This window comes from Marinobacter sp. MMG032, from assembly GCF_040112695.1.
GTDB lineage: Bacteria > Pseudomonadota > Gammaproteobacteria > Pseudomonadales > Oleiphilaceae > Marinobacter > Marinobacter salsuginis.
Map to the genome: position 1 here is coordinate 32,195 of NZ_CP157802.1, position 18,081 is coordinate 50,275.

General features: G+C 57.2%; 15 protein-coding genes. 13 read left to right on the forward strand and 2 right to left on the reverse strand.

The window, feature by feature from the left end; genetic code table 11:
- Positions 1-8 precede the first annotated feature (8 nt).
- The 10 genes from ABNF92_RS00145 (at position 9) to ABNF92_RS00190 (ending at position 9,827) form a co-directional block, all read left to right on the forward strand.
- Positions 9-1,187: a VWA domain-containing protein gene (locus ABNF92_RS00145; protein WP_069183501.1), complete on the forward strand. Its 1,179-nt coding sequence runs from the start codon at positions 9-11 to the stop codon at positions 1,185-1,187.
- Between the two features lie 345 nt (positions 1,188-1,532).
- Positions 1,533-2,081 (forward strand): AraC family transcriptional regulator, encoded by a 549-nt coding sequence (locus tag ABNF92_RS00150; RefSeq protein ID WP_349343087.1) that lies wholly within the window; start codon positions 1,533-1,535, stop codon positions 2,079-2,081.
- A gap of 6 nt (positions 2,082-2,087) precedes the next feature.
- Complete coding sequence (locus ABNF92_RS00155; protein WP_349343088.1) at positions 2,088-3,494, forward strand: hypothetical protein; 1,407 nt, start codon at positions 2,088-2,090, stop codon at positions 3,492-3,494.
- Positions 3,491-6,298, forward strand: coding sequence for an outer membrane protein assembly factor BamD (bamD, locus tag ABNF92_RS00160; RefSeq protein ID WP_349343089.1), 2,808 nt, complete (start codon positions 3,491-3,493; stop codon positions 6,296-6,298). Before ABNF92_RS00155 ends, bamD begins: the two co-directional genes overlap by 4 nt.
- Positions 6,288-6,773, forward strand: a complete 486-nt coding sequence (locus ABNF92_RS00165) for a tetratricopeptide repeat protein (RefSeq protein WP_069183505.1) — start codon at positions 6,288-6,290, stop codon at positions 6,771-6,773. The genes bamD and ABNF92_RS00165 overlap by 11 nt, the downstream gene beginning before the upstream one ends.
- The gene (locus tag ABNF92_RS00170) at positions 6,774-7,109 is read left to right on the forward strand and encodes a hypothetical protein (protein ID WP_305966950.1); all 336 of its coding nucleotides are present in this window, start codon (positions 6,774-6,776) and stop codon (positions 7,107-7,109) included.
- A gap of 27 nt (positions 7,110-7,136) precedes the next feature.
- Entirely contained in the window at positions 7,137-7,808 is a 672-nt protein-coding gene (locus ABNF92_RS00175) for a MotA/TolQ/ExbB proton channel family protein (protein WP_209397174.1), read from the forward strand.
- A 9-nt stretch (positions 7,809-7,817) separates the two neighbouring features.
- Positions 7,818-8,348 carry a biopolymer transporter ExbD gene (locus ABNF92_RS00180; RefSeq protein WP_349343090.1) on the forward strand — a complete coding sequence of 177 codons (531 nt, stop codon included), beginning with the start codon at positions 7,818-7,820 and terminating at the stop codon, positions 8,346-8,348.
- Positions 8,345-8,833, forward strand: coding sequence for a biopolymer transporter ExbD (locus tag ABNF92_RS00185; RefSeq protein WP_349343091.1), 489 nt, complete (start codon positions 8,345-8,347; stop codon positions 8,831-8,833). The genes ABNF92_RS00180 and ABNF92_RS00185 overlap by 4 nt, the downstream gene beginning before the upstream one ends.
- A complete protein-coding gene (locus ABNF92_RS00190) occupies positions 8,826-9,827 on the forward strand; it encodes an AgmX/PglI C-terminal domain-containing protein (protein ID WP_349343092.1) in 1,002 nt (333 codons plus the stop codon). Before ABNF92_RS00185 ends, ABNF92_RS00190 begins: the two co-directional genes overlap by 8 nt.
- Before the next feature lie 45 nt (positions 9,828-9,872).
- Here ABNF92_RS00190 and ABNF92_RS00195 read toward each other — a convergent pair whose 3' ends face one another.
- Positions 9,873-10,358 carry a MaoC/PaaZ C-terminal domain-containing protein gene (locus ABNF92_RS00195; protein ID WP_069183511.1) on the reverse strand — a complete coding sequence of 162 codons (486 nt, stop codon included), beginning with the start codon at positions 10,356-10,358 and terminating at the stop codon, positions 9,873-9,875.
- A 212-nt stretch (positions 10,359-10,570) separates the two neighbouring features.
- Here ABNF92_RS00195 and ABNF92_RS00200 point away from each other — a divergent pair, with 212 nt between their 5' ends.
- From ABNF92_RS00200 to ABNF92_RS00210, 3 genes are all read left to right on the forward strand, one after another.
- Positions 10,571-12,247 carry a long-chain fatty acid--CoA ligase gene (locus ABNF92_RS00200; protein ID WP_069183512.1) on the forward strand — a complete coding sequence of 559 codons (1,677 nt, stop codon included), beginning with the start codon at positions 10,571-10,573 and terminating at the stop codon, positions 12,245-12,247.
- Positions 12,248-12,370: 123 nt separating this feature from the next.
- Positions 12,371-16,306: an ATP-dependent RNA helicase HrpA gene (gene hrpA, locus ABNF92_RS00205; RefSeq protein WP_349343093.1), complete on the forward strand. Its 3,936-nt coding sequence runs from the start codon at positions 12,371-12,373 to the stop codon at positions 16,304-16,306.
- A gap of 149 nt (positions 16,307-16,455) precedes the next feature.
- Positions 16,456-17,577 (forward strand): beta-ketoacyl-ACP synthase III, encoded by a 1,122-nt coding sequence (locus ABNF92_RS00210; protein ID WP_349343094.1) that lies wholly within the window; start codon positions 16,456-16,458, stop codon positions 17,575-17,577.
- Between the two features lie 12 nt (positions 17,578-17,589).
- Here ABNF92_RS00210 and ABNF92_RS00215 read toward each other — a convergent pair whose 3' ends face one another.
- Entirely contained in the window at positions 17,590-17,997 is a 408-nt protein-coding gene (locus ABNF92_RS00215) for an acyl-CoA thioesterase (RefSeq protein WP_069183514.1), read from the reverse strand.
- Between the last annotated feature and the right edge of the window lie 84 nt (positions 17,998-18,081).

Here is an 18,081-nt window from a genome sequence, read left to right on the forward strand (position 1 = left end):
CACGTTTTATGTTGATTGATTTTTTTCTTGAAGTCCGGCGCGCGAGAGTGCCTGCCAGCCTGAGAGAGTTTCTGGATCTTCTGGAAGCCCTGCAGAAACGGCTTGCCTTTGCGGATATGGAGGAGTTCTATTACCTGTCCCGTCTTTGCCTCGTCAAGGACGAGCGCCACTTCGACAAGTTTGACCGCGCGTTCCAGGCTTACTTTGAAGGAATCGAGAATCTCGACGACCTGCTTGAAGCCCTGATTCCGGACGACTGGTTGCGGGCCGAGTTCGAGAAGCACCTGTCTGAGGAAGAGAAGGCAAAGATCGATTCTCTCGGAGGCCTGGAGGAGCTGATTGAGACCTTCAAAAAGCGGATGGAGGAGCAGCAGGAGCGTCACGCTGGCGGGAACAAATGGATCGGTACCGGCGGTACTTCACCCTTTGGAGCTAACGGTTACAACCCGGAGGGGTTCCGGATCGGCCAGAAGAATGGTCGTCACGGCAGGGCCGTGAAAGTCTGGGAAAAGCGCGAATTCAAGGATCTCGACGACAGCGTGACCCTGGGCATCCGCAACATCAAGGTGGCGCTGCGCCGACTGCGGAAGTTCGCCCGCCAGGGCGCGGCGGACCAGCTGGATATGGATGACACCATCCGTTCGACAGCTCGCAATGCCGGCTATCTGGACCTGAAAATGGTGCCCGAACGACACAATGCGGTGAAGGTGCTGATCTTCTTTGATGTCGGCGGTTCCATGGACCCCCACGTCCGAGTGTGCGAGGAACTGTTTTCTGCTGCCCGGCTAGAGTTCAAGCATATGGAATATTTTTACTTCCACAATTTCATCTATGAGAGTGTCTGGAAGAACAATATCCGCCGCATGAACGAAACCACCAGCACCTGGGACATCCTTCACAAGTACACGCCCGACTACAAGGTGATCTTTGTGGGTGACGCAACGATGGCTCCCTACGAGATCTCCCACCCCGGTGGCTCCATCGAGCACTGGAATGAGGAAGCGGGCGCCACCTGGTTCCAGCGCATCACCGAACATTTCCGGAAGGTTGTGTGGATTAATCCGCTCCCGGAGAGTTATTGGGGCAATGGGGGATCGTTGGGAATGACGAAGCAACTCGTTAACGACCACATGTACCCGCTAACGGTTGAAGGCCTCGAATCGGCCATGAAGCAACTGAGTAAATAAAAAAAGCCGATGCGGTTGAGGGCATCGGCAAAGCTCGGCATATCAAGCGGGGTTGCCTGAAGGCTTTCCCGCCGCTTTCCAGATAGCAAATACAGGGCCAGTTGGATTAAAGGCTGTTAAAACAGTCGTTTAAAAATCCAGTTATGCGAATTCCGGGTTCTGATTTTCCTCCCCTCCTGAATACCGTCAAATAACTCGACACTCTTCTCAATTTCGAACTGCCGAACTCGCGTTTTTCATTTGGTGATCTGGATACCGTTCTTGGCGGTTACCAAGTGTTACGCTTTCTGCCGATCTGTTACAGAAGTTTTCGTGAGTTACAGAGGCTGCAAAGGCAGGAGGCTTATGTTCGGCACACAACAAACACAAAGGCGCCGGATAGCACATCGAAGGGTAGTGGCCATCGGATCCGTTATTCTCGCATTGCTGACCGCTCCCCCAATACCAGCGGCCGGGCTTGATGAAGAGCTCGAACGCCTGAGCGCCGAGGTCGCCAGTCACTCCGAGCGCGTTTTTGCCCTCGAACAAAAGGTGCTGCACCCAGCCAATACCCGGCTGGCAGTTTTTCTGACACTTCAAAGCCGCGATGCGCTCGATCTCGATTCCGTCGAGCTGTTTGTGAATGGCCAGCCAGTGGCCTCCCACCTGTATTCCGACAGAGAGCGGGCTTCACTTGAGCGGGGCGGAATACAGCAGTTGTTCACCGGGAATCTGCAAAACGGCGAGCATGAGTTGAAAACGGTCATTACCGCTCGCTCTGCCGATGATGATTTTGTGCGTCGGGAATCCACTCACCGGTTCAGAAAACGCCCCGGCGTTCTGCGTCTGCAATTGAGCCTTGAAGCCCGGGCTCCCGATTACGAACCCCGGGTTTCTTTCGTGGAGTGGGAGTAGGGCGTCATGGTGTTGCGGGTCCTGCTGGTTCCGGTACTTCTGACTGTCTGCGGGTTTTCCTTAGCGGCTACGCCGTCAATGCCGGACGAAATTCGTTCTGGCCTCACGGAATTCCGACAGGCCGGGGATGTTGGCGTCAACCTTGGTGATGGCCGACAGCAAGCGCTCTTCGAAGCGGCGGAAAAGGCAAGAACTGAGGGGCGTACCGATGAGGCCGGGCGAATCCTGGCCGGAATGAAAGAAGGCTACTGGGCGGCTCTGGGTTACCTCAATCTTGCCAGCGATTACGCGAAAACCGATCTTAACCCGGCCAGGGCGCTGGTTGCTTTGCGGGTAGCGTTAGCCATGTCCGAGGGCGACGACAATTCCCGCCGCAGCGAGCACCTGAAGAATAATCTGCTGGTTCGGGCGGGCTACCTTGCTTACCAGCACGGCGAGTTTGACAAGGCGATAAGCTTCCTGGAGAAGGTCGATCTCGATAGCTTTAACACCCCCAGGGCACTTTATCTTCATGGTCTCGCCCTGGCTGAAAGAGGCAATCATCGGGCCGCGATGCAGAGCTGGCATCGGGCCCGGAAGTATCCTCTGGCGTACCCCGGTGTCGCTGACGCCTGGATTGGCATGGGCAGGGGCTACGACCTTTCCGGCTATCTGGGGCAGGCCGGTGAAGCCTATCTGGCCGCCAACGCCGCCTTTGAGAGTGAACGAGTGACTCTCCGCAAACTGGCGGGGAAGATTCGCGAACAAGGGGCCTACAAAACCCTGGTGGAAGATGCCCGGGAAACCGGGGTCGACTGGTTTCTTGCAGACAGCCGCACACTGACCCAGCCAAGGATGGCCTATCTCCTGGGGTTCCTGGAAGAGACGAATGCCCAGACCGCTGCGGGGAGGGTGGCAGCTCTTCGCTTGATGGCCGCGAAACTGGAACGTTATGGGCACGACCTTGAGGTATTTCAGGAAGCGCTGACCGAACAGCTGGTCGGCATTCAGGAGCAGGGCTCCAGGCAACGCACAGCTGATCTGATTGCTAAAGGTGAAGAGCTCGGTGCACGGCTGCAGCGGCTCGCGGATAACGCCAGTCCTGGCGGGCAAGCCCGTATCCAGGCCCTCCGGAAAACCCTCTCGGACGCCCAGACGCGGTTGAATCAGGTCAGGAGCAATGCATCGGGGCAACCTGAAATCCTGGAACGTTTACGTCACACAGCTGCCGTGCTGACAGAGCGCAACGAAGCGCTGGCTTCGTCTGTGCTTCAGTTGCTCCGGGCATCTGAAGCGGCGCTGGACGAATTGGCTCTGGATTATGTCGAGGCCAGGGACCAGCAGATGGCCTTTGCACTGGACAAAACTGAACAACAGATTGCTCACCTGTATGAATATCTTGCCCTCCAGAATCTGGAGGAAACAAAGCCATGATCCGGCCGATCCAGAGCCTCTGTCTCTCCCTGCTCCTTGTTACGCCGGCTATGGCTCAGGAATCCTTCCGCGTGGAGCTGGGCAGGGACGGCGAAACCATCGGGGATATGCGTCCGGTTTTCCTGACCTTTGAAAGCCGGCCCATGCCGGCCATCTCGCCCTCGGAAGTTGCCAGGCGTTATCACCGCCTGTTCCAGACATCCGACGAACCGGAGGTGAGGATTGATGCCCTTAACCGTCTGAGCAATATTCGGGATCGTTCAGGTGAAGATATCGGGTTCTCCCCGGCTGAAGAGGAAAGGGTCTACAGCGAGGCAATCAGCAGTTACGAGTCGATTCTGGAGCGCGGCTCCTATGGTGGCCGGCTGGATGAACTGCTTTACCAGATGGCCAAGGCCCATGCTCTGACAGGGCAGCAGAGTGCGTCTATCCAGAGGCTGAAACAGCTGATCGGGCTGTACCCTCAATCGCCCCTGGTGCCGGAGGCAAGGTTCCGATTGGCAGAATCCGCCTTTGCCGCTGGCCAGTACGCCGAGGCAGAAAACGGCTACCGGCACCTGGTTACATCTGATGACAGCGAAGAGTTCAGCACAAAGGCCAGATACATGCTTGGTTGGAGCCAGTACAAGCAGGGGCCGTCTGCCTGGAACCGGGCTGCCGCAACCTTCGTCGAGGTTCTGGATGAGTTTTTACCGCAGGAACAGAGCCTGGAGTCGGTCAGTGAGTCCAGCGTCGATACCATCGACGATACCTTTCGTGTCCTGGCATTGATGGCCGCACGAAACAGTGGCCCGGACACCCTGATTTCCTGGCTGGATAGAGAACGGCCGCGTCCCTGGGAGCATCTTCTGTTTGACCGCCTCGCGGACTATTACGCCGTCCTTGGAGACACCCGGGCCAGTGTCGCCGCCAACACGGCCTTCATTGAGTATTCCCCAAATCACAATTCGGTTCCAGCCTTCCTGTTGCAGGTGGTGGATGTCTGGCAGGCAGCCGGTGACGTCGAGCAGGTTCGCGCTGCCCAGGCTCGATTCGTCGAGATTTATGGCGCGGAATCGGCCTTTGCTGAGCTGGATGGGGACGAGCGAGACAAGTGGCGGAGTTACAGCAAGCGCCTGGCGGACTATCACTATGACCTGGGTGGCCGCGCGGCGGAGCAGGGGCAGGTTGCAGCTTCCGGTCAGGCCTTCGCAATTGCCGCTGCCTACTATGAAGGACTGTCGCCCAGGGTAGCTCAGAGTGGAGAGATCCTGCGCCTAGCCGGAGATGCTCGACTTCAGGCAGGGCAGTTTGCGAAGGCGCTGGTGAACTTTCGAAAGGCTGCCTACGAAGCGCCCGGTTACAACGAGGCGGCTGATGCTGCCTGGGCCGCAGTCATCCTGTTAAGAGATGGTGTCGACCAAAAGCTCCCGACTGCTGAATTCAGGCCCGAACTGCAGGATCTATCAAACGAGGCCAATCGCTTTGAAAAGCGTTTCGCCGATGATGCCCGGATTTCAGGCCTCATGGCGGATCTGGGCTCCCGCTGGCTTGCAGTAGGCAACCATGAGCGGGCACTGCATTACGCGTCGCAGGTTCTCACGGCAGCCGGGGCATCGCCGGCGGAGCAATATACAGCCTGGCAGGTGACGGCCCGGATTCGCCAGAAGGAAGGTGAGTATGGGTTGGCAGAGCGGGCCTGGAATCAGGCGCTGGATCTTGCGGAGGGCGATCAGCTAGAAGATGTGACCGACGAACAGCGGGCGGCCGTTCGCCGGCAACTGGCGACGGCGGTCTATCGCCAGGGAGAGATGGCAGCCGCTCGCGGCAGGTTCAGAGAGGCTGTAGGTCACTTCCGGCGGGTTGATTCAGTGTTACCCGGCTCGGAAATCGCCATTCGGGCACGGTACGACGCCGCCAATACCTTGCTGAAGGCATCAGACTGGGCAGCCGCTGTGGCGGACCTGCAGGCGTTTCGTGCCGACCACCCGCAACACGAACTGGCTGCGGGTATCAGTGAAAAGCTGGTACATGCCTGGATTCAGTCCGATAAACCGACCCAGGCGGCATCAGAATTACTTCAGGCCGCTGACAATAGCGCCAACCCCTGGGGCCTGCGGATGCGCGCCGCAGAATTGCTGAATGAGGCCGGAAATATTGCCGAACGGAATGCCCTGTACGTGGATTACCTTGCAACGGGTCCGGAAGCTGCCGACGGATCTGAGCATGAGCGGCTTCAGACAATCCGTTATCGCCTGGTAGAGACGGGTGACGATCCGGACTCCTGGCGGGAAGCTCTGGTTCAGGCAGAGCTGGACAGTGCCTGGCACAGTGCAGACACACTTGAGTGGTCATCCCGTGCATCCCTGGTGCTTGGCGCCCGGGCAGCAGCGGTGTTCACCAGTATCAGCCTGAGCCAGCCTCTGGAACAATCATTGGACCGCAAACAGAAGGCCCTGGAAGCGGCCAGACAGCGATTTCTCGATGCCGAAGCCCTCGGTGGAGCGCGCGTTCTGTCTGAGTCTTTGTTCCGCAGGGCAGAGCTCTACCGGGGCCTGGCCAAAGACCTGATGACCTCAACCATCCCTTCGGACCTGAATGAGCTTGAGGCCATGCAGTACCAGATGTTGCTGGAAGAGGAGGCTTACCCTTTCGAAGAAAAGGCGATTCAACTGCACACCGAAAACCACCGCCGGATCGCATCGGAAGGCTACGATGCCTGGATCGGGCGAAGCCTTGGCGTTCTTGCGGAACTGCATCCGGGCCGTTACGAGCGAAGCGTCAAATGGCTCAGTTGGAACATGAGGTCGAAAGATGGCGTTTAATCCATTTCCAAAAACAGCACTGCGCTCAGTACTCCTTTTGCTCTTGGTGCTGGGTGGTTGTGCCGGTCAGGAAATCCGGCAGCCCGAGGAATCCGTCAAGACGGATCCGGAACTGGCCGCAAAGTTTGAAAAAGAAGGTCGCACGGCTTTCGAAGAGGGCCGGAAAGGGACGGCTGTAAAGGCCTGGAAAAAAGCCGTGGAGTTGGACCCGACCAACGCTGTAACCGTGAACAATCTGGCGCTCGTGCTCAAGGACCAGCACCGGTTCGCAGAAGCGGCCAAGTTGTTGAAAGCAGGCCTCGTCCATTCACCAGATGTGGCGGAGCTGCATTTCAATTTGGCGGTAATCGCTGAACTCTATCTGCTGGATCTGGAAACAGCCCTTGTGCACTACAGCCGTTACCGGGAGCTGACGGAAGAAGACGACCAACAAGTGGCCGGCTGGATTGCGGATCTGGAACGGAGGCTGGAATAAATGGTTGAAATTCAAAAAGCCGCCAAAGCTGTCTTTGCCGCACTGGTGTTTGCAGGCCTTCAGATACTGGTTATTACGCCGGTACAGGCGGATCAGGGTGACACGGTCCGGCTCAGTGTTGAAGGCCTGTCTGCAAGTCTTGGCGAAGACGAGCCCCGGGTACTTTACATATTGCCCTGGCAGGCGCCGAGCCTGCCAAGACGACCCAGGGCTGATCTGAATGACGAAGCGCCGGAACTGGTCCGTCCGGCTGATCCGGTCGCCATGGAGCGACACCGTCTGTTCCGAGAAAACCTAAACCCTCTGATCCTGAGTCCCCTTGGGGCTCAGCGGTGACTGCGCAGTAATAACGGGAGAATAATCATGCTGGACACCATCGTACGTTTTTTCCAGGAAGGCGGGCCTTTCATGTACCCCATTGCCATCGTACTGGCGTTGGGGCTGGCCATCACTCTGGAACGGTTCTTCTATCTCTCGGCGGTGAGACGGCGCAACCGGATTGCCTTCGAGCAAGGCATCCTGCCGCTACTCAGGAAGCGGGATTATCAGCGGGCCATGAAAGCGGCCACTAATTCCGATAGTGCGATTGCCTCGATCATGGGCGCCGGGATCGGCCGGTTGCTTAGCAACAGCCGGCGAGAGGATATTGAATACGCCATGGAAGAAGGCTTGATGGAAGTACTGCCGCGCCTGGAGAAACGCACCCAATACCTGGCGACCCTGGCCAATATCGCCACTCTGCTTGGCCTGCTGGGAACCATTATTGGTCTTATTGCGGCGTTTACCGCAGTGGCGGCGGCAGACCCTTCCCAGAAAGCCAGCTTGCTGTCCGAGAGTATTTCAGTGGCCATGAATACCACAGCCTTCGGTCTGATGTCGGCTATCCCTCTGCTCATGTTCCATGCAGTACTGCAAACACGGACCAATGAGATTGTGGACAGTTTCGAGATGGCCGGCGTGAAGTTGCTTAACATGGTCTCTGATTCTGGTTCGACCCCTGTTGCGGGCAGTGCCGCCCGGCCATCCGCTGCCTGAGTCGATGCCATGAGACGCCGTCACCGCAGGTTAAGTACATCGCCGGAACTGGATATCACCGCCTTTCTAAATCTCATGATTGTGTTGGTTCCGGTTTTGCTGCTTGGCATGGTGTTCAGCCAGGTCCGGATGATCGAGCTGAATTTTCCGGGTATGGAAGCAGGGCAGACACCGGAGCCAGAGGAGTTACGGCTTGTTGTTACCCTCATTCCGGAAGGTATCGAGATCGCAGATAGCAGTCGAGGTCTGATCCGGGTGCTTCCCGTGGATCAGCAGGGGCAGGATTTCGAGGGTCTCCGAACGGTTCTCCGCCAGATCAAGACTCGGGTGCCGGATAAAACCGACGTGGTGCTCGAGGTAGGACCGGACATCGATTACCAGACACTGGTTACAGCAATGGATACCGTTCGCTCGTATCCCGCCGTGGTTGCTGCCAGCGTGGTGGAGGGGGAGCTGTTTCCTGATGTCTCGCTGATGAATGCGCCTGAAGGCAGACAACTTGCGGCAAACGCCAGTGCCCAAGCAGGAGAGGGGGCATGAAAACGTCCCGCAAGGCGAAAAGAATTCATCGGCATTACGGCCGGATGCACAAGCCCGGTGGTCTGAACCTGGTATCGCTGATGGACATCTTCACCATTTTGGTTTTTTTCCTGATGGTGAATTCCTCGGATGTGAAAGTGATGCAGAACACCGCAGATGTGCCATTGCCCAAGTCCACGGCCCAACAGGAGGCTGTTGAGAGCCTGACAGTTCAGGTAACGGGCAATGCCATTCTGGTCCAGGGCAGCGAAGTGGCAAGACGGGAGGGTATCGAGACCGGTGACACCTATATCTCCGGCCTTTCGGAAGAGCTTTCCTGGCGCCGTAATCGCTGGTCCGAAATCCCGGACGAGGGGCTTGAGGTGACCATTATGGCTGGGCGGGATACCGATTATCGGCTGCTTCGCAGGGTCATGCAGACCTGTGTGGATGAACAGTATCGGCGGGTACGTCTGGCCGTGGAAGGGGAGGTCCGCAATGGCTGACAACGCACATTCCCCGTTGGCCGGTTCGGGGTTGCCATGGAGCAGTGACCTCGGCGAACGTCGAAGATTCGCGGTTATTATGGTGGTGATGCTGGCGCTGTTCCTGCCGCCGGCGTTCCTGGTCCCGATGATGGAAGTACCGGAGATTGAACGCAGCGAGGCCGAGAAGGTTCCGCCCCGGCTGGCGCGCCTCGTGGAAAAGCCGAAACCGGTCATGCCACCGGAGCCGGTCCAGCCGGAACGTGAGCCCGAGCCCGAGCAAAAACCGGAAGTGGTGAAAGAGAAGCCAAAGCGGCCGGAACCGGAAGTGGCCGAGGTTGAGCCAGATCCTGTGCCTGCCCCGAAACCGGAAACCAAGACTAAGACCGTATCCAACCCGGAGCCCAAACAGACCGCCGAGCAGGCCCGGGAGAAAGCATCCCGGTCCGGCCTGCTTGCCATGAGAGACAAACTGGCTTCACTGAGGTCGCCCGAACAGACACCAGCAAGGGAGTTTGCGGTCAATACACAGACGGACGCCGTCGAACGAAACAGAACAACCACGGACTCGGAGCAGGTTCTGACTGGCAGTGGTGGTGTTGCAGACGCCACCGCCCCGGAGACAAACGTCGCTGTGGCCGAACATGAAGTAAAAACAGTGGATGCGCCGGTGGAGGAACCCCGGGAAGTGGCTGCGAAACCCGTAAAGGCCCAGCCATCGGTCGGCGAACGGGCAATGAGCAATATCCGGAAGGTCTTCGATGCCCAGAAATCGGCGCTCTATTCCATGTACCAGCGGGAACTGCGGCAGGACCCGACTCTGGAAGGCAAGGTTTTGCTCGAACTGGTCATCGAGCCTGATGGCTCCGTCTCAGCCTGTGAGGTGGTCAGCTCAGAGCTTGAACATCCCAAACTCGAGCAGCGGATTGCCATGCGGGTGAGGCTGTTCAATTTCGGGGCTGACAGTGTCGAAGCCCGGAAGGTCAGATTTCCGATTGACTTCCTGCCCGGGTGAACCGGCTGATCGGGCAGTCAGTGAGAACTGCCCGATGCAAGAAACTCAGTTTTCGATGGTAATTTTGGGCAACCGGGGCTTGTGCAGAGAAACCTTCTCCGATGGCGCAATCACCTTCGCTTCTCCTATGACCACCTGCTGATCGTTCTGGTTGCGAACATCGCACTCGACCACGACCCGGCCTTTCGGTTCTTTCCGAAGGACTTTCAGCTTTACGGTGAGTGTGTCATCCAGTTTCACGGGGCGCTTGAAGGACAGGCTCTGATCGAGGTAGATGGTGCCGGGGCCAGGCATCACCGTTGCCAACGCCGCCGAGATCAGGGAGCCGCTCCACATGCCATGGGCAATCCGTTCTTTGAACATGGAGCCGGCTGCAAATTCGGCGTCCAGGTGTACCGGGTTTACATCACCGGAGACCGCTGCAAACAGCACCAGTTCATCCTCGGTGAGGGTACGCGTGAAGGTGGCGGTGTCGCCCTCATTCAGCTCGTCGTAGGTGATATTCTCCAGAGTATCAAGGGTATCGCTCATCGCGTGCTCCGTGCTGTTGGCATAAAAGTACAGGTGTTCTGGTCGGTGTTCTGGTCGGTGTTCGGGTTAGAGTCTCGAAAACTACCTCATCGGTTACAAAACTGCTATTCTCTCCCCACTTTTTTGAGGCTGATACTTTTGTAGGGTTGATTTTTTAAACAACTTGACATCGGTAAATCATTACAATCAGAAGCGCCAAACAGGAGATGGTGATGGATTTTGAGCAGTTCTATCAGGATAAATACCCCGCCGGCGTGCCCCGCGAGGTGGACCTGAACAAGTACAAAAGCATGGTGGATGTGTTCGAACAGTCGGTCAAAAAATTTGCTGACCGTCCCGCATTCAGTGCTGTTGGCGCAACGCTCACATACCGTGACCTCGACACCCAGAGCCGTAACTTCGCGGCCTGGCTCCAGAACAAGACAGATCTGAAACCTGGCGACCGTATTGCTGTGCAGATGCCGAACGTCAGCCAGTATCCGGTGGTTGTATTTGGTGCCATGCGAGCTGGCCTGATTGTGGTGAATACCAACCCGCTGTACACCACGCGGGAAATGGAACATCAGTTCAATGATTCCGGTGCCAAGGCTCTGGTGGTTCTGGCCAACATGGCCGAGAACGCCGAGAAGGTGTTGCCGCACACTGGCATCGAACATGTCATTGTGACTGAAATAGCGGACATGCACTCCCCGATCAAGCGCACCCTGATGAATGCGGTGATCAAGCATGTCAAAAAGATGGTTCCGCCTTTCAATCTGCCCCAGGCGCACAAACTGCCGGCAGTACTGAGTGCCGGCGCCCGAGAGAAATTTACTCCGGTTGAGTGCAAGCAGGACGACATTGCCGTGCTCCAGTACACCGGTGGCACTACCGGTGTGGCGAAAGGCGCGATGCTGACCCACGGCAACCTGGTTGCGAATCTGCTGCAGACCCGTCCGATGATGGAAGACATGGTGGTTGAGGGGCAGGAAGTGGTGATTGCCCCCCTGCCGCTGTATCACATTTATTCCTTTACCCTGAACTGCGGCATCATGCTTGAGGCGGGTGCTCACAACGTCTTGATTCCAAACCCGCGGGATATTCCGGGCTTTGTGAAAGAGTTGAAGAACCACAAATTCTCCGCGTTCCTTGGCCTGAATACACTGTTCGTTGCGCTTTGCAACAATGAAGAGTTCCAGGACCTGGATTTCAGCAGCCTGAAACTGACCTCATCGGGCGGCATGGCGCTGACCAGCGACACCGCCAAAATGTGGGAGCGGGTAACCGGCTGTGAGATTTGCGAAGGCTTCGGCATGACCGAAACGTCGCCTGTGGTGACCTTCAATCCGCACAGCGCTATTCAGATCGGTACCATTGGGCTTCCGATTCCTTCCACGCAGGTTAAAACCATTGATGAAGAGGGCAATGAGACGCCCCTGGGCGAGCCCGGCGAATTGTGTGTCAAAGGCCCCCAGGTCATGCGCGGTTACTGGCAGCGTCCGGAAGATACCCAGAAGTCCTTCACCGACGATGGCTACCTGCGTACTGGCGACATTGCGCTGATCCAGGAAGACGGTTACATCCGCATTGTGGATCGCAAGAAAGACATGATCATCGTCTCGGGCTTCAACGTGTTCCCGAACGAGATTGAAGATGTGGTGAGCAGCCATCCCAAGGTGGTCGAGTGTGCGGCTGTTGGCGTACCTGATGCCAAGAGCGGCGAGGCGGTCAAGGTTTACCTGGTGCCTACGGCTGAGGGCGTGACAGAAAATGAACTCAAGGAGTTCTGTCGCGAGCGGCTCACCGCCTACAAAGTGCCCAAGCAGTTCGAGTTCCGGGACGAACTGCCCAAGACCAATGTAGGCAAGATCCTTCGCCGTGAGCTGCGTGACGAGGCGAACAACAAGTAAGCCTTTCCAGCAGTTGATCAAGGAGAACCCTGCTTCGGCGGGGTTTTTCCGTTTTTAAGATACCGACTTTCCCGATAGACTGTCGCCCAATCGAATCCGAGTGAGCGCTATTCCGGCAATTCAATGACAGACACCCGTTCCGATAATCCGAGCACACCGACTCCGAAACCTGATGCTGAGGCGGCCGTGAAGGCCATGATGGAGCAGCTGGACGCCTGCAACCAGCAGGAGGCCGCCCGCATCGTTAAAACGGTTGCCCGCACCAAAGGGAAGCCTGACCAGAAAGACCTGAAAAAAATGGCGAAATGGCTCGAGCGTGGGCTGGAAAAGGTGCAGCAGCTACACGCATTGCACAAGCCGGCCAGTTTTCCGGAGGGCTTGCCGGTTTCCGAACGGGTCGACGACATTCGTGAGGCCATCGAAAATAACCAGGTGGTGATCATTGCCGGGGAAACCGGCTCCGGTAAAACCACGCAGATTCCAAAGATCTGCATGAACAGCGGGCGGGGGATCCGGGGGCTGATCGGTCATACCCAGCCCCGACGCATCGCGGCGCGGAGCGTGGCAGCGCGAATTGCCGAGGAAATCGGTGAGCAGACCGGGCAGCAGATCGGGTATCAGGTTCGCTTCACCGACAACACCTCCGAGCAGTCCCGGGTAAAGGTGATGACCGACGGGATCCTGCTGGCGGAGGTTCAGCACGACCGGTTTCTGGATCGCTACGATACGATCATCATCGACGAAGCCCACGAGCGCAGTCTAAACATCGACTTTCTGCTCGGTTATCTGCGTCAGCTCCTGCCCAAGCGCCCGGATCTGAAGGTGATCATTACCTCGGCGACCATCGAAGTCGAACGGTTCAGCGAATTCTTCGACAAGGCGCCGGTGATCGAGGTGAGCGGACGGACTTATCCGGTCGACGTGCGCTACCGGCCGCTGACCGGAGATGAGGACGACCGGGATCAGGGCTGGACGGACGGCGTTCTGGGTGCCCTCGACGAGATCGAGCAGCATGAGCGCAGCCAGAAACAGCCGCCGGGGGATGTTCTGGTGTTCCTGCCCGGCGAGCGTGAGATTCGCAATCTCAGCAAGGTGTTGCGCCATGTAGATCTGCGGCATACAGAAGTGCTGCCGCTCTATTCGCGATTGAGCAATGCTGAGCAGAACCGGGTGTTCCAGTCCCACAAGGGGCGAAGGATTGTGCTCTCCACCAATGTGGCGGAAACCTCACTGACGGTGCCAGGCATCCGTTACGTGATCGATACCGGGGTGGCTAGGATCAGCCGCTACAGCGTGCGCTCCAAGATCCAGCGACTGCCGGTGGAACCGATTTCCCAGGCCAGCGCCAACCAGCGGGCGGGCCGTTGTGGGCGGGTCGCGCCGGGTATCTGTTTCCGGCTTTACGATGAGACGGATTTTATCAATCGCCCGGAATACACCGATCCGGAGATACTTCGAACCAACCTCGCCTCCGTTATTCTGCAAATGGCCACGTCAGGTCTAGGCGAAATCCGGCAGTTCCCGTTCCTTGAGGCGCCGGATAAGCGCCAGGTCAACGATGGCTACAAGCTCCTGGAAGAGTTGGGTGCGGTGGATGATAAGCGCCGCGTCACCCGGCTTGGCCAAACCATGGCCCGGCTGCCCCTTGATCCAAGACTGGCCAGGATGCTGGTCACGGCCGCAGAGCTGGGCAGTCTGGCGGAAACACTGGTGATTATTGCCGGGTTGAGTATCCAGGACCCGAGGGAGCGGCCCCAGGATAAACAACAGGCAGCGGACCAGGCTCATGCACCGTTCAACGACAAGGAATCGGATTTCGTCACTCTGCTGAACGTCTGGAACTTCTATGAAGAACAGCGTCAGGAACTGTCCCAGAATCAGCTCAAAAAGGTCTGCCAGAAAAGTTTCCTGAGCTGGATGCGAATGCGGGAATGGCGGGATATCCATCGCCAACTGACTCTGATCTGTCGTGAACAGAAGCTGACGGTGAACAAGGACGCCGCCAGTTACGAAGCCCTGCACAAGGCGATTCTGGCCGGTCTTCTGGGCCAGGTCGCAATGAAAGTGGAGAAGAAGGAATATCTGGCAACACGAAACCGGAAAGTGCTGATCTTTCCTGGTTCCAAGGTGGCCAAAACGAGTCCGAAGTGGATCGTCGCGACCGAGATTGTGGAAACCAGTCGGGTGTTTGCCCGGGTGGTGGCTTCCATTCAGCCGGAATGGATCGAGCCCCTGGCCGGTCACATCGTCAAACACCACTATTTCGAACCGCACTGGGAGCAAAAGCGTGCCCAGGTGATGGGCTATGAGAAGGTCACCCTCTACGGCCTGGATATTGTTGCAAAGCGCCGCATCCCCTACGCCAAAGTGGATCCGGCGGAATGCAGGAATCTGTTCATCCGCCGTGCGCTGGTGGAGGGTGATTACCGGTCAAAGGCGCCTTTTATCGCCCGTAATCGCGAGATGCTCGATACGGTTGAGAATCTCGAGAAGAAGACCCGGCGCCGGGACCTGCTCGTTGATGATGAGGTACTGGTGGCTTTCTATGACGAACGCCTGCCTGCAGACATTATCAGTGGTCGGCATTTCGAGACCTGGTGGAAGGGGCTGTCGGTTGAACAATTGAAGGAACTGGAGCTCACCGAAGCCGACATACTCCAGCGCCCGGTGGATGCCCAGGCCGCCGACCTGTATCCGGACTTTTTGGAATGGGAGGGTGTCCGTTATCCGCTGAGCTATGAATTCGAGCCCACCAGCGAAAAAGACGGTGTCACGCTTCAGGTTCCGCTGATGGCTCTCAAACAGATTCCGTCCCGTCGTCTGGAGTGGCTGGTTCCTGGGCTGTTGAGGGAAAAGTGTATTGCCCTGGTGAAATCTCTGCCCAAGGCTCTGCGCCGGAACTTCGTGCCGGTACCCGATTTTGTGGATGCGGCTCTTGAGAATCTGCAACCCTCCAACGAGCCGCTGACGCTTCAGCTGGGTGAGCAGTTGCGCCGCATGACCGGTGTGCAGATTGATCCCGAGGCCTGGTCCGACTCGGAATTGCCCAAACACCTCCGAATGAACCTGCGGGTCATGGGCGACGGCGGTCGCACCATTGCTGAGAGTCGCGAGACCGGCGATCTGCAACACCAGCTTGAAGGTCAGGCTGAGCAGGCACTGGCCTCGGCAACACAGGATGATTCGCCAGCAGAACCGAGCGGCGAGTACACCGAATGGCAGTTCGGTTCACTGCCGGAAGAGGTCCAGACGGAAAAAGGTGGCATGCAGGTGACCGTTTATCCCGCCCTGGAGGATCTGGGCAAACAGGTGCGCCAGATACGCTGTCTGGATCGGCTGACCGCTGAAGATACCACCCGCAAAGCCATTGCCCGCCTGATCCTCAACCGGTTCGGCAAGACGCTTGATGATCTTGAACGCAAACTGCCTCGTTTCAAGCAGTCGGCGCTGATGTTTGCGCCGGTGGGCCAGTCGAAAGTGTTGTTGGACGATCTGCTGCTGGCCACAGCCATGCAGCATTTTCTCGCGGGCGAAATTCCAAGGACGGCAGAGGATTTCGACAAGGTGTTCGACACTCACCGGGGTGATTTCATTCCGACCCTGGAGCAGGCAGACGAACGGCTGTATCAGGCCATGTCCGGTTACCAGAAAGTGGCGAAGCAATTAAAAGGCAAAATCAACCTGGCGCTGGCTAACAGCATGGCCGACCTGAAGTTCCAGTTGCAGAACCTTGTCTATCCCGGTTTTCTGGTGCAAACGCCGCCAGAGTGGATGGCGGAATTTGGTCGTTATTTTGAGGCCGCTCTGATTCGCCTTGAGAAAATGCCCCGGGAAATGGGCCGTGAGCGGGAGTTTCTTCACACCATTGAGCCCCTCTGGTCCCGCTACGCGGTGAAGCGGGACGAACAGCAGCGGCAGGGGATTCGAGATCCGGAGCTTGTGCTGTACCGCTGGATGCTGGAGGAGTTCCGGGTATCGTTTTTTGCACAGCAACTGGGCACAGTGATGACGGTATCGGTTAAACGCCTGGACCGGCAATGGGAGAAAACCCGAGTTTAGAGAACATCGTGTGCACCAGACTGGTGCCCGTGACTGATACCTGACGGGCAAAACCCAGAGACTGTGTTAGTATTTCCGGCAGTGGGTGAACGAATTAACCAAACGGGACGCTTGGTGTCCCGTTTTCACAATCATGACGTGGGGTTAGCGTGATTAAAGCCGTTATTAGCGGGACCGGTCTCTACACACCGCCAGCAACCATTGATAATGACGAACTGGTCGAAGCCTTTAACCAGTATGTTGAACTGTTCAACGCCGAGAATGCAGATGCCATCGCTAGCGGCGATGTGACGCCACTGCAGCCATCGTCCTCTTCTTTTATCGAGAAAGCGTCCGGCATCAAACGACGCCATGTGATCGACAAGGATGGCATTCTCGATCCCAAACGCATGAAACCCTATATCCCCGAGCGCAGCAACGAGGAACCTTCGGTGCAATGCGACATGGCAGTGACCGCCTGCCGTGAGGCCCTGGAGCAGGCGGGCAAATCGGCACAGGATGTCGATGCCGTAATCGTTGCCTGCTCCAACCTGCAGCGAGCATATCCGGCCGTGTCCATCGAGGTTCAGGAAGCGCTTGGTATCGAGGGGTTTGCCTATGATATGAACGTTGCTTGCAGCTCAGCTACGTTCGGCCTCCAGGCGGCGGTCAACTCTGTCGAGAACGGCAGTGCCCGTTCCGTTCTGGTGGTCAGCCCGGAGATCTGTTCCGGCCACCTGAATTTCCGTGACCGTGACAGCCACTTCATCTTTGGTGACGCCTGCACGGCCATCCTCGTTGAGCGTGAAGAAGATACCCGTACGGGGCAGGGGTTCGAAATTCTGGGCACCAGCCTGAAGACCAAGTTCTCCAATAACATCCGGAACAATTTCGGGTTCCTGAACCGTGCAGACGATTCAGGCGTTGGCAAACCGGACAAGCTCTTCGTGCAGCAGGGCCGGAAAGTGTTCAAGGAAGTATCGCCTCTGGTTGCCGAGACCATCCAGAAGCAGCTGCAAAGCCTGTCTCTGGCCCCGGATGATCTCCGCCGCATGTGGCTGCACCAAGCCAATCTGAATATGAACCAGCTGATTGCCCGGAAGGTGCTGGGTCGGGATGCGACCGAGGAAGAGGCACCGGTCATCCTCGATGAATACGCCAACACCAGCTCCGCCGGTTCGATCATCGCCTTCCACAAACACAAGGACGATCTTGTCAGTGGTGATCTCGGGGTTATCTGTTCGTTCGGTGCCGGTTATTCCATCGGCAGCGTGGTGGTACGCCGCCGGTAGACGTTCTCTGGTTCAAGACGTTGCCAGGGCCCGGAGGGTTTCTGGCAGCGGAGCCGAGGAGCGTGTTTTACGGTCGAACCAGACGATCTTCGCATAACCTTCAGCGTAAACAGCGCCGGTCTCGACATCGGTCAGCAGATGGTAGGTGTCGAGGCTGGTGTTACCTGCCTTGTCGGCGTATGTTTTCACCTCAACCGTTGCTGGGTGGTTCAATTCCTTTAGAAAGGTGGCACTGGTCTTTATAATAACCGGGCCGGTCGGCTCCTCGGGACCGCCCAGCTCCAGTGAGGCCAGCCAGACAATACGGGCTTCCTCAAAGAATCGGAAGTAGACTGTATTGTTGGCATGGCCGTATGCATCCATGTCTCCCCAGCGAAGGGGCATGGTAATCGTGTTTACAAGATTTCCCGGTACTGACATCGGTTTCTCCGGAACAACGGTTTAATAATAAAAAAGTAGCGCCGGTATTTTCGACGAATTGAAACGAATTAAACAACCCAAGAG

Coding starts and splice junctions, on each gene's coding strand:
- ABNF92_RS00145 (WP_069183501.1), top strand. CDS start 9: ATGTTGATTGATTTTTTTCTTGAAGTCCGGCGCGCGAGAGTGCCTGCC.
- ABNF92_RS00150 (WP_349343087.1), top strand. CDS start 1,533: ATGTTCGGCACACAACAAACACAAAGGCGCCGGATAGCACATCGAAGG.
- ABNF92_RS00155 (WP_349343088.1), top strand. CDS start 2,088: ATGGTGTTGCGGGTCCTGCTGGTTCCGGTACTTCTGACTGTCTGCGGG.
- bamD (WP_349343089.1), top strand. CDS start 3,491: ATGATCCGGCCGATCCAGAGCCTCTGTCTCTCCCTGCTCCTTGTTACG.
- ABNF92_RS00165 (WP_069183505.1), top strand. CDS start 6,288: ATGGCGTTTAATCCATTTCCAAAAACAGCACTGCGCTCAGTACTCCTT.
- ABNF92_RS00170 (WP_305966950.1), top strand. CDS start 6,774: ATGGTTGAAATTCAAAAAGCCGCCAAAGCTGTCTTTGCCGCACTGGTG.
- ABNF92_RS00175 (WP_209397174.1), top strand. CDS start 7,137: ATGCTGGACACCATCGTACGTTTTTTCCAGGAAGGCGGGCCTTTCATG.
- ABNF92_RS00180 (WP_349343090.1), top strand. CDS start 7,818: ATGAGACGCCGTCACCGCAGGTTAAGTACATCGCCGGAACTGGATATC.
- ABNF92_RS00185 (WP_349343091.1), top strand. CDS start 8,345: ATGAAAACGTCCCGCAAGGCGAAAAGAATTCATCGGCATTACGGCCGG.
- ABNF92_RS00190 (WP_349343092.1), top strand. CDS start 8,826: ATGGCTGACAACGCACATTCCCCGTTGGCCGGTTCGGGGTTGCCATGG.
- ABNF92_RS00195 (WP_069183511.1), bottom strand. CDS start 10,358: ATGAGCGATACCCTTGATACTCTGGAGAATATCACCTACGACGAGCTG.
- ABNF92_RS00200 (WP_069183512.1), top strand. CDS start 10,571: ATGGATTTTGAGCAGTTCTATCAGGATAAATACCCCGCCGGCGTGCCC.
- hrpA (WP_349343093.1), top strand. CDS start 12,371: ATGACAGACACCCGTTCCGATAATCCGAGCACACCGACTCCGAAACCT.
- ABNF92_RS00215 (WP_069183514.1), bottom strand. CDS start 17,997: ATGTCAGTACCGGGAAATCTTGTAAACACGATTACCATGCCCCTTCGC.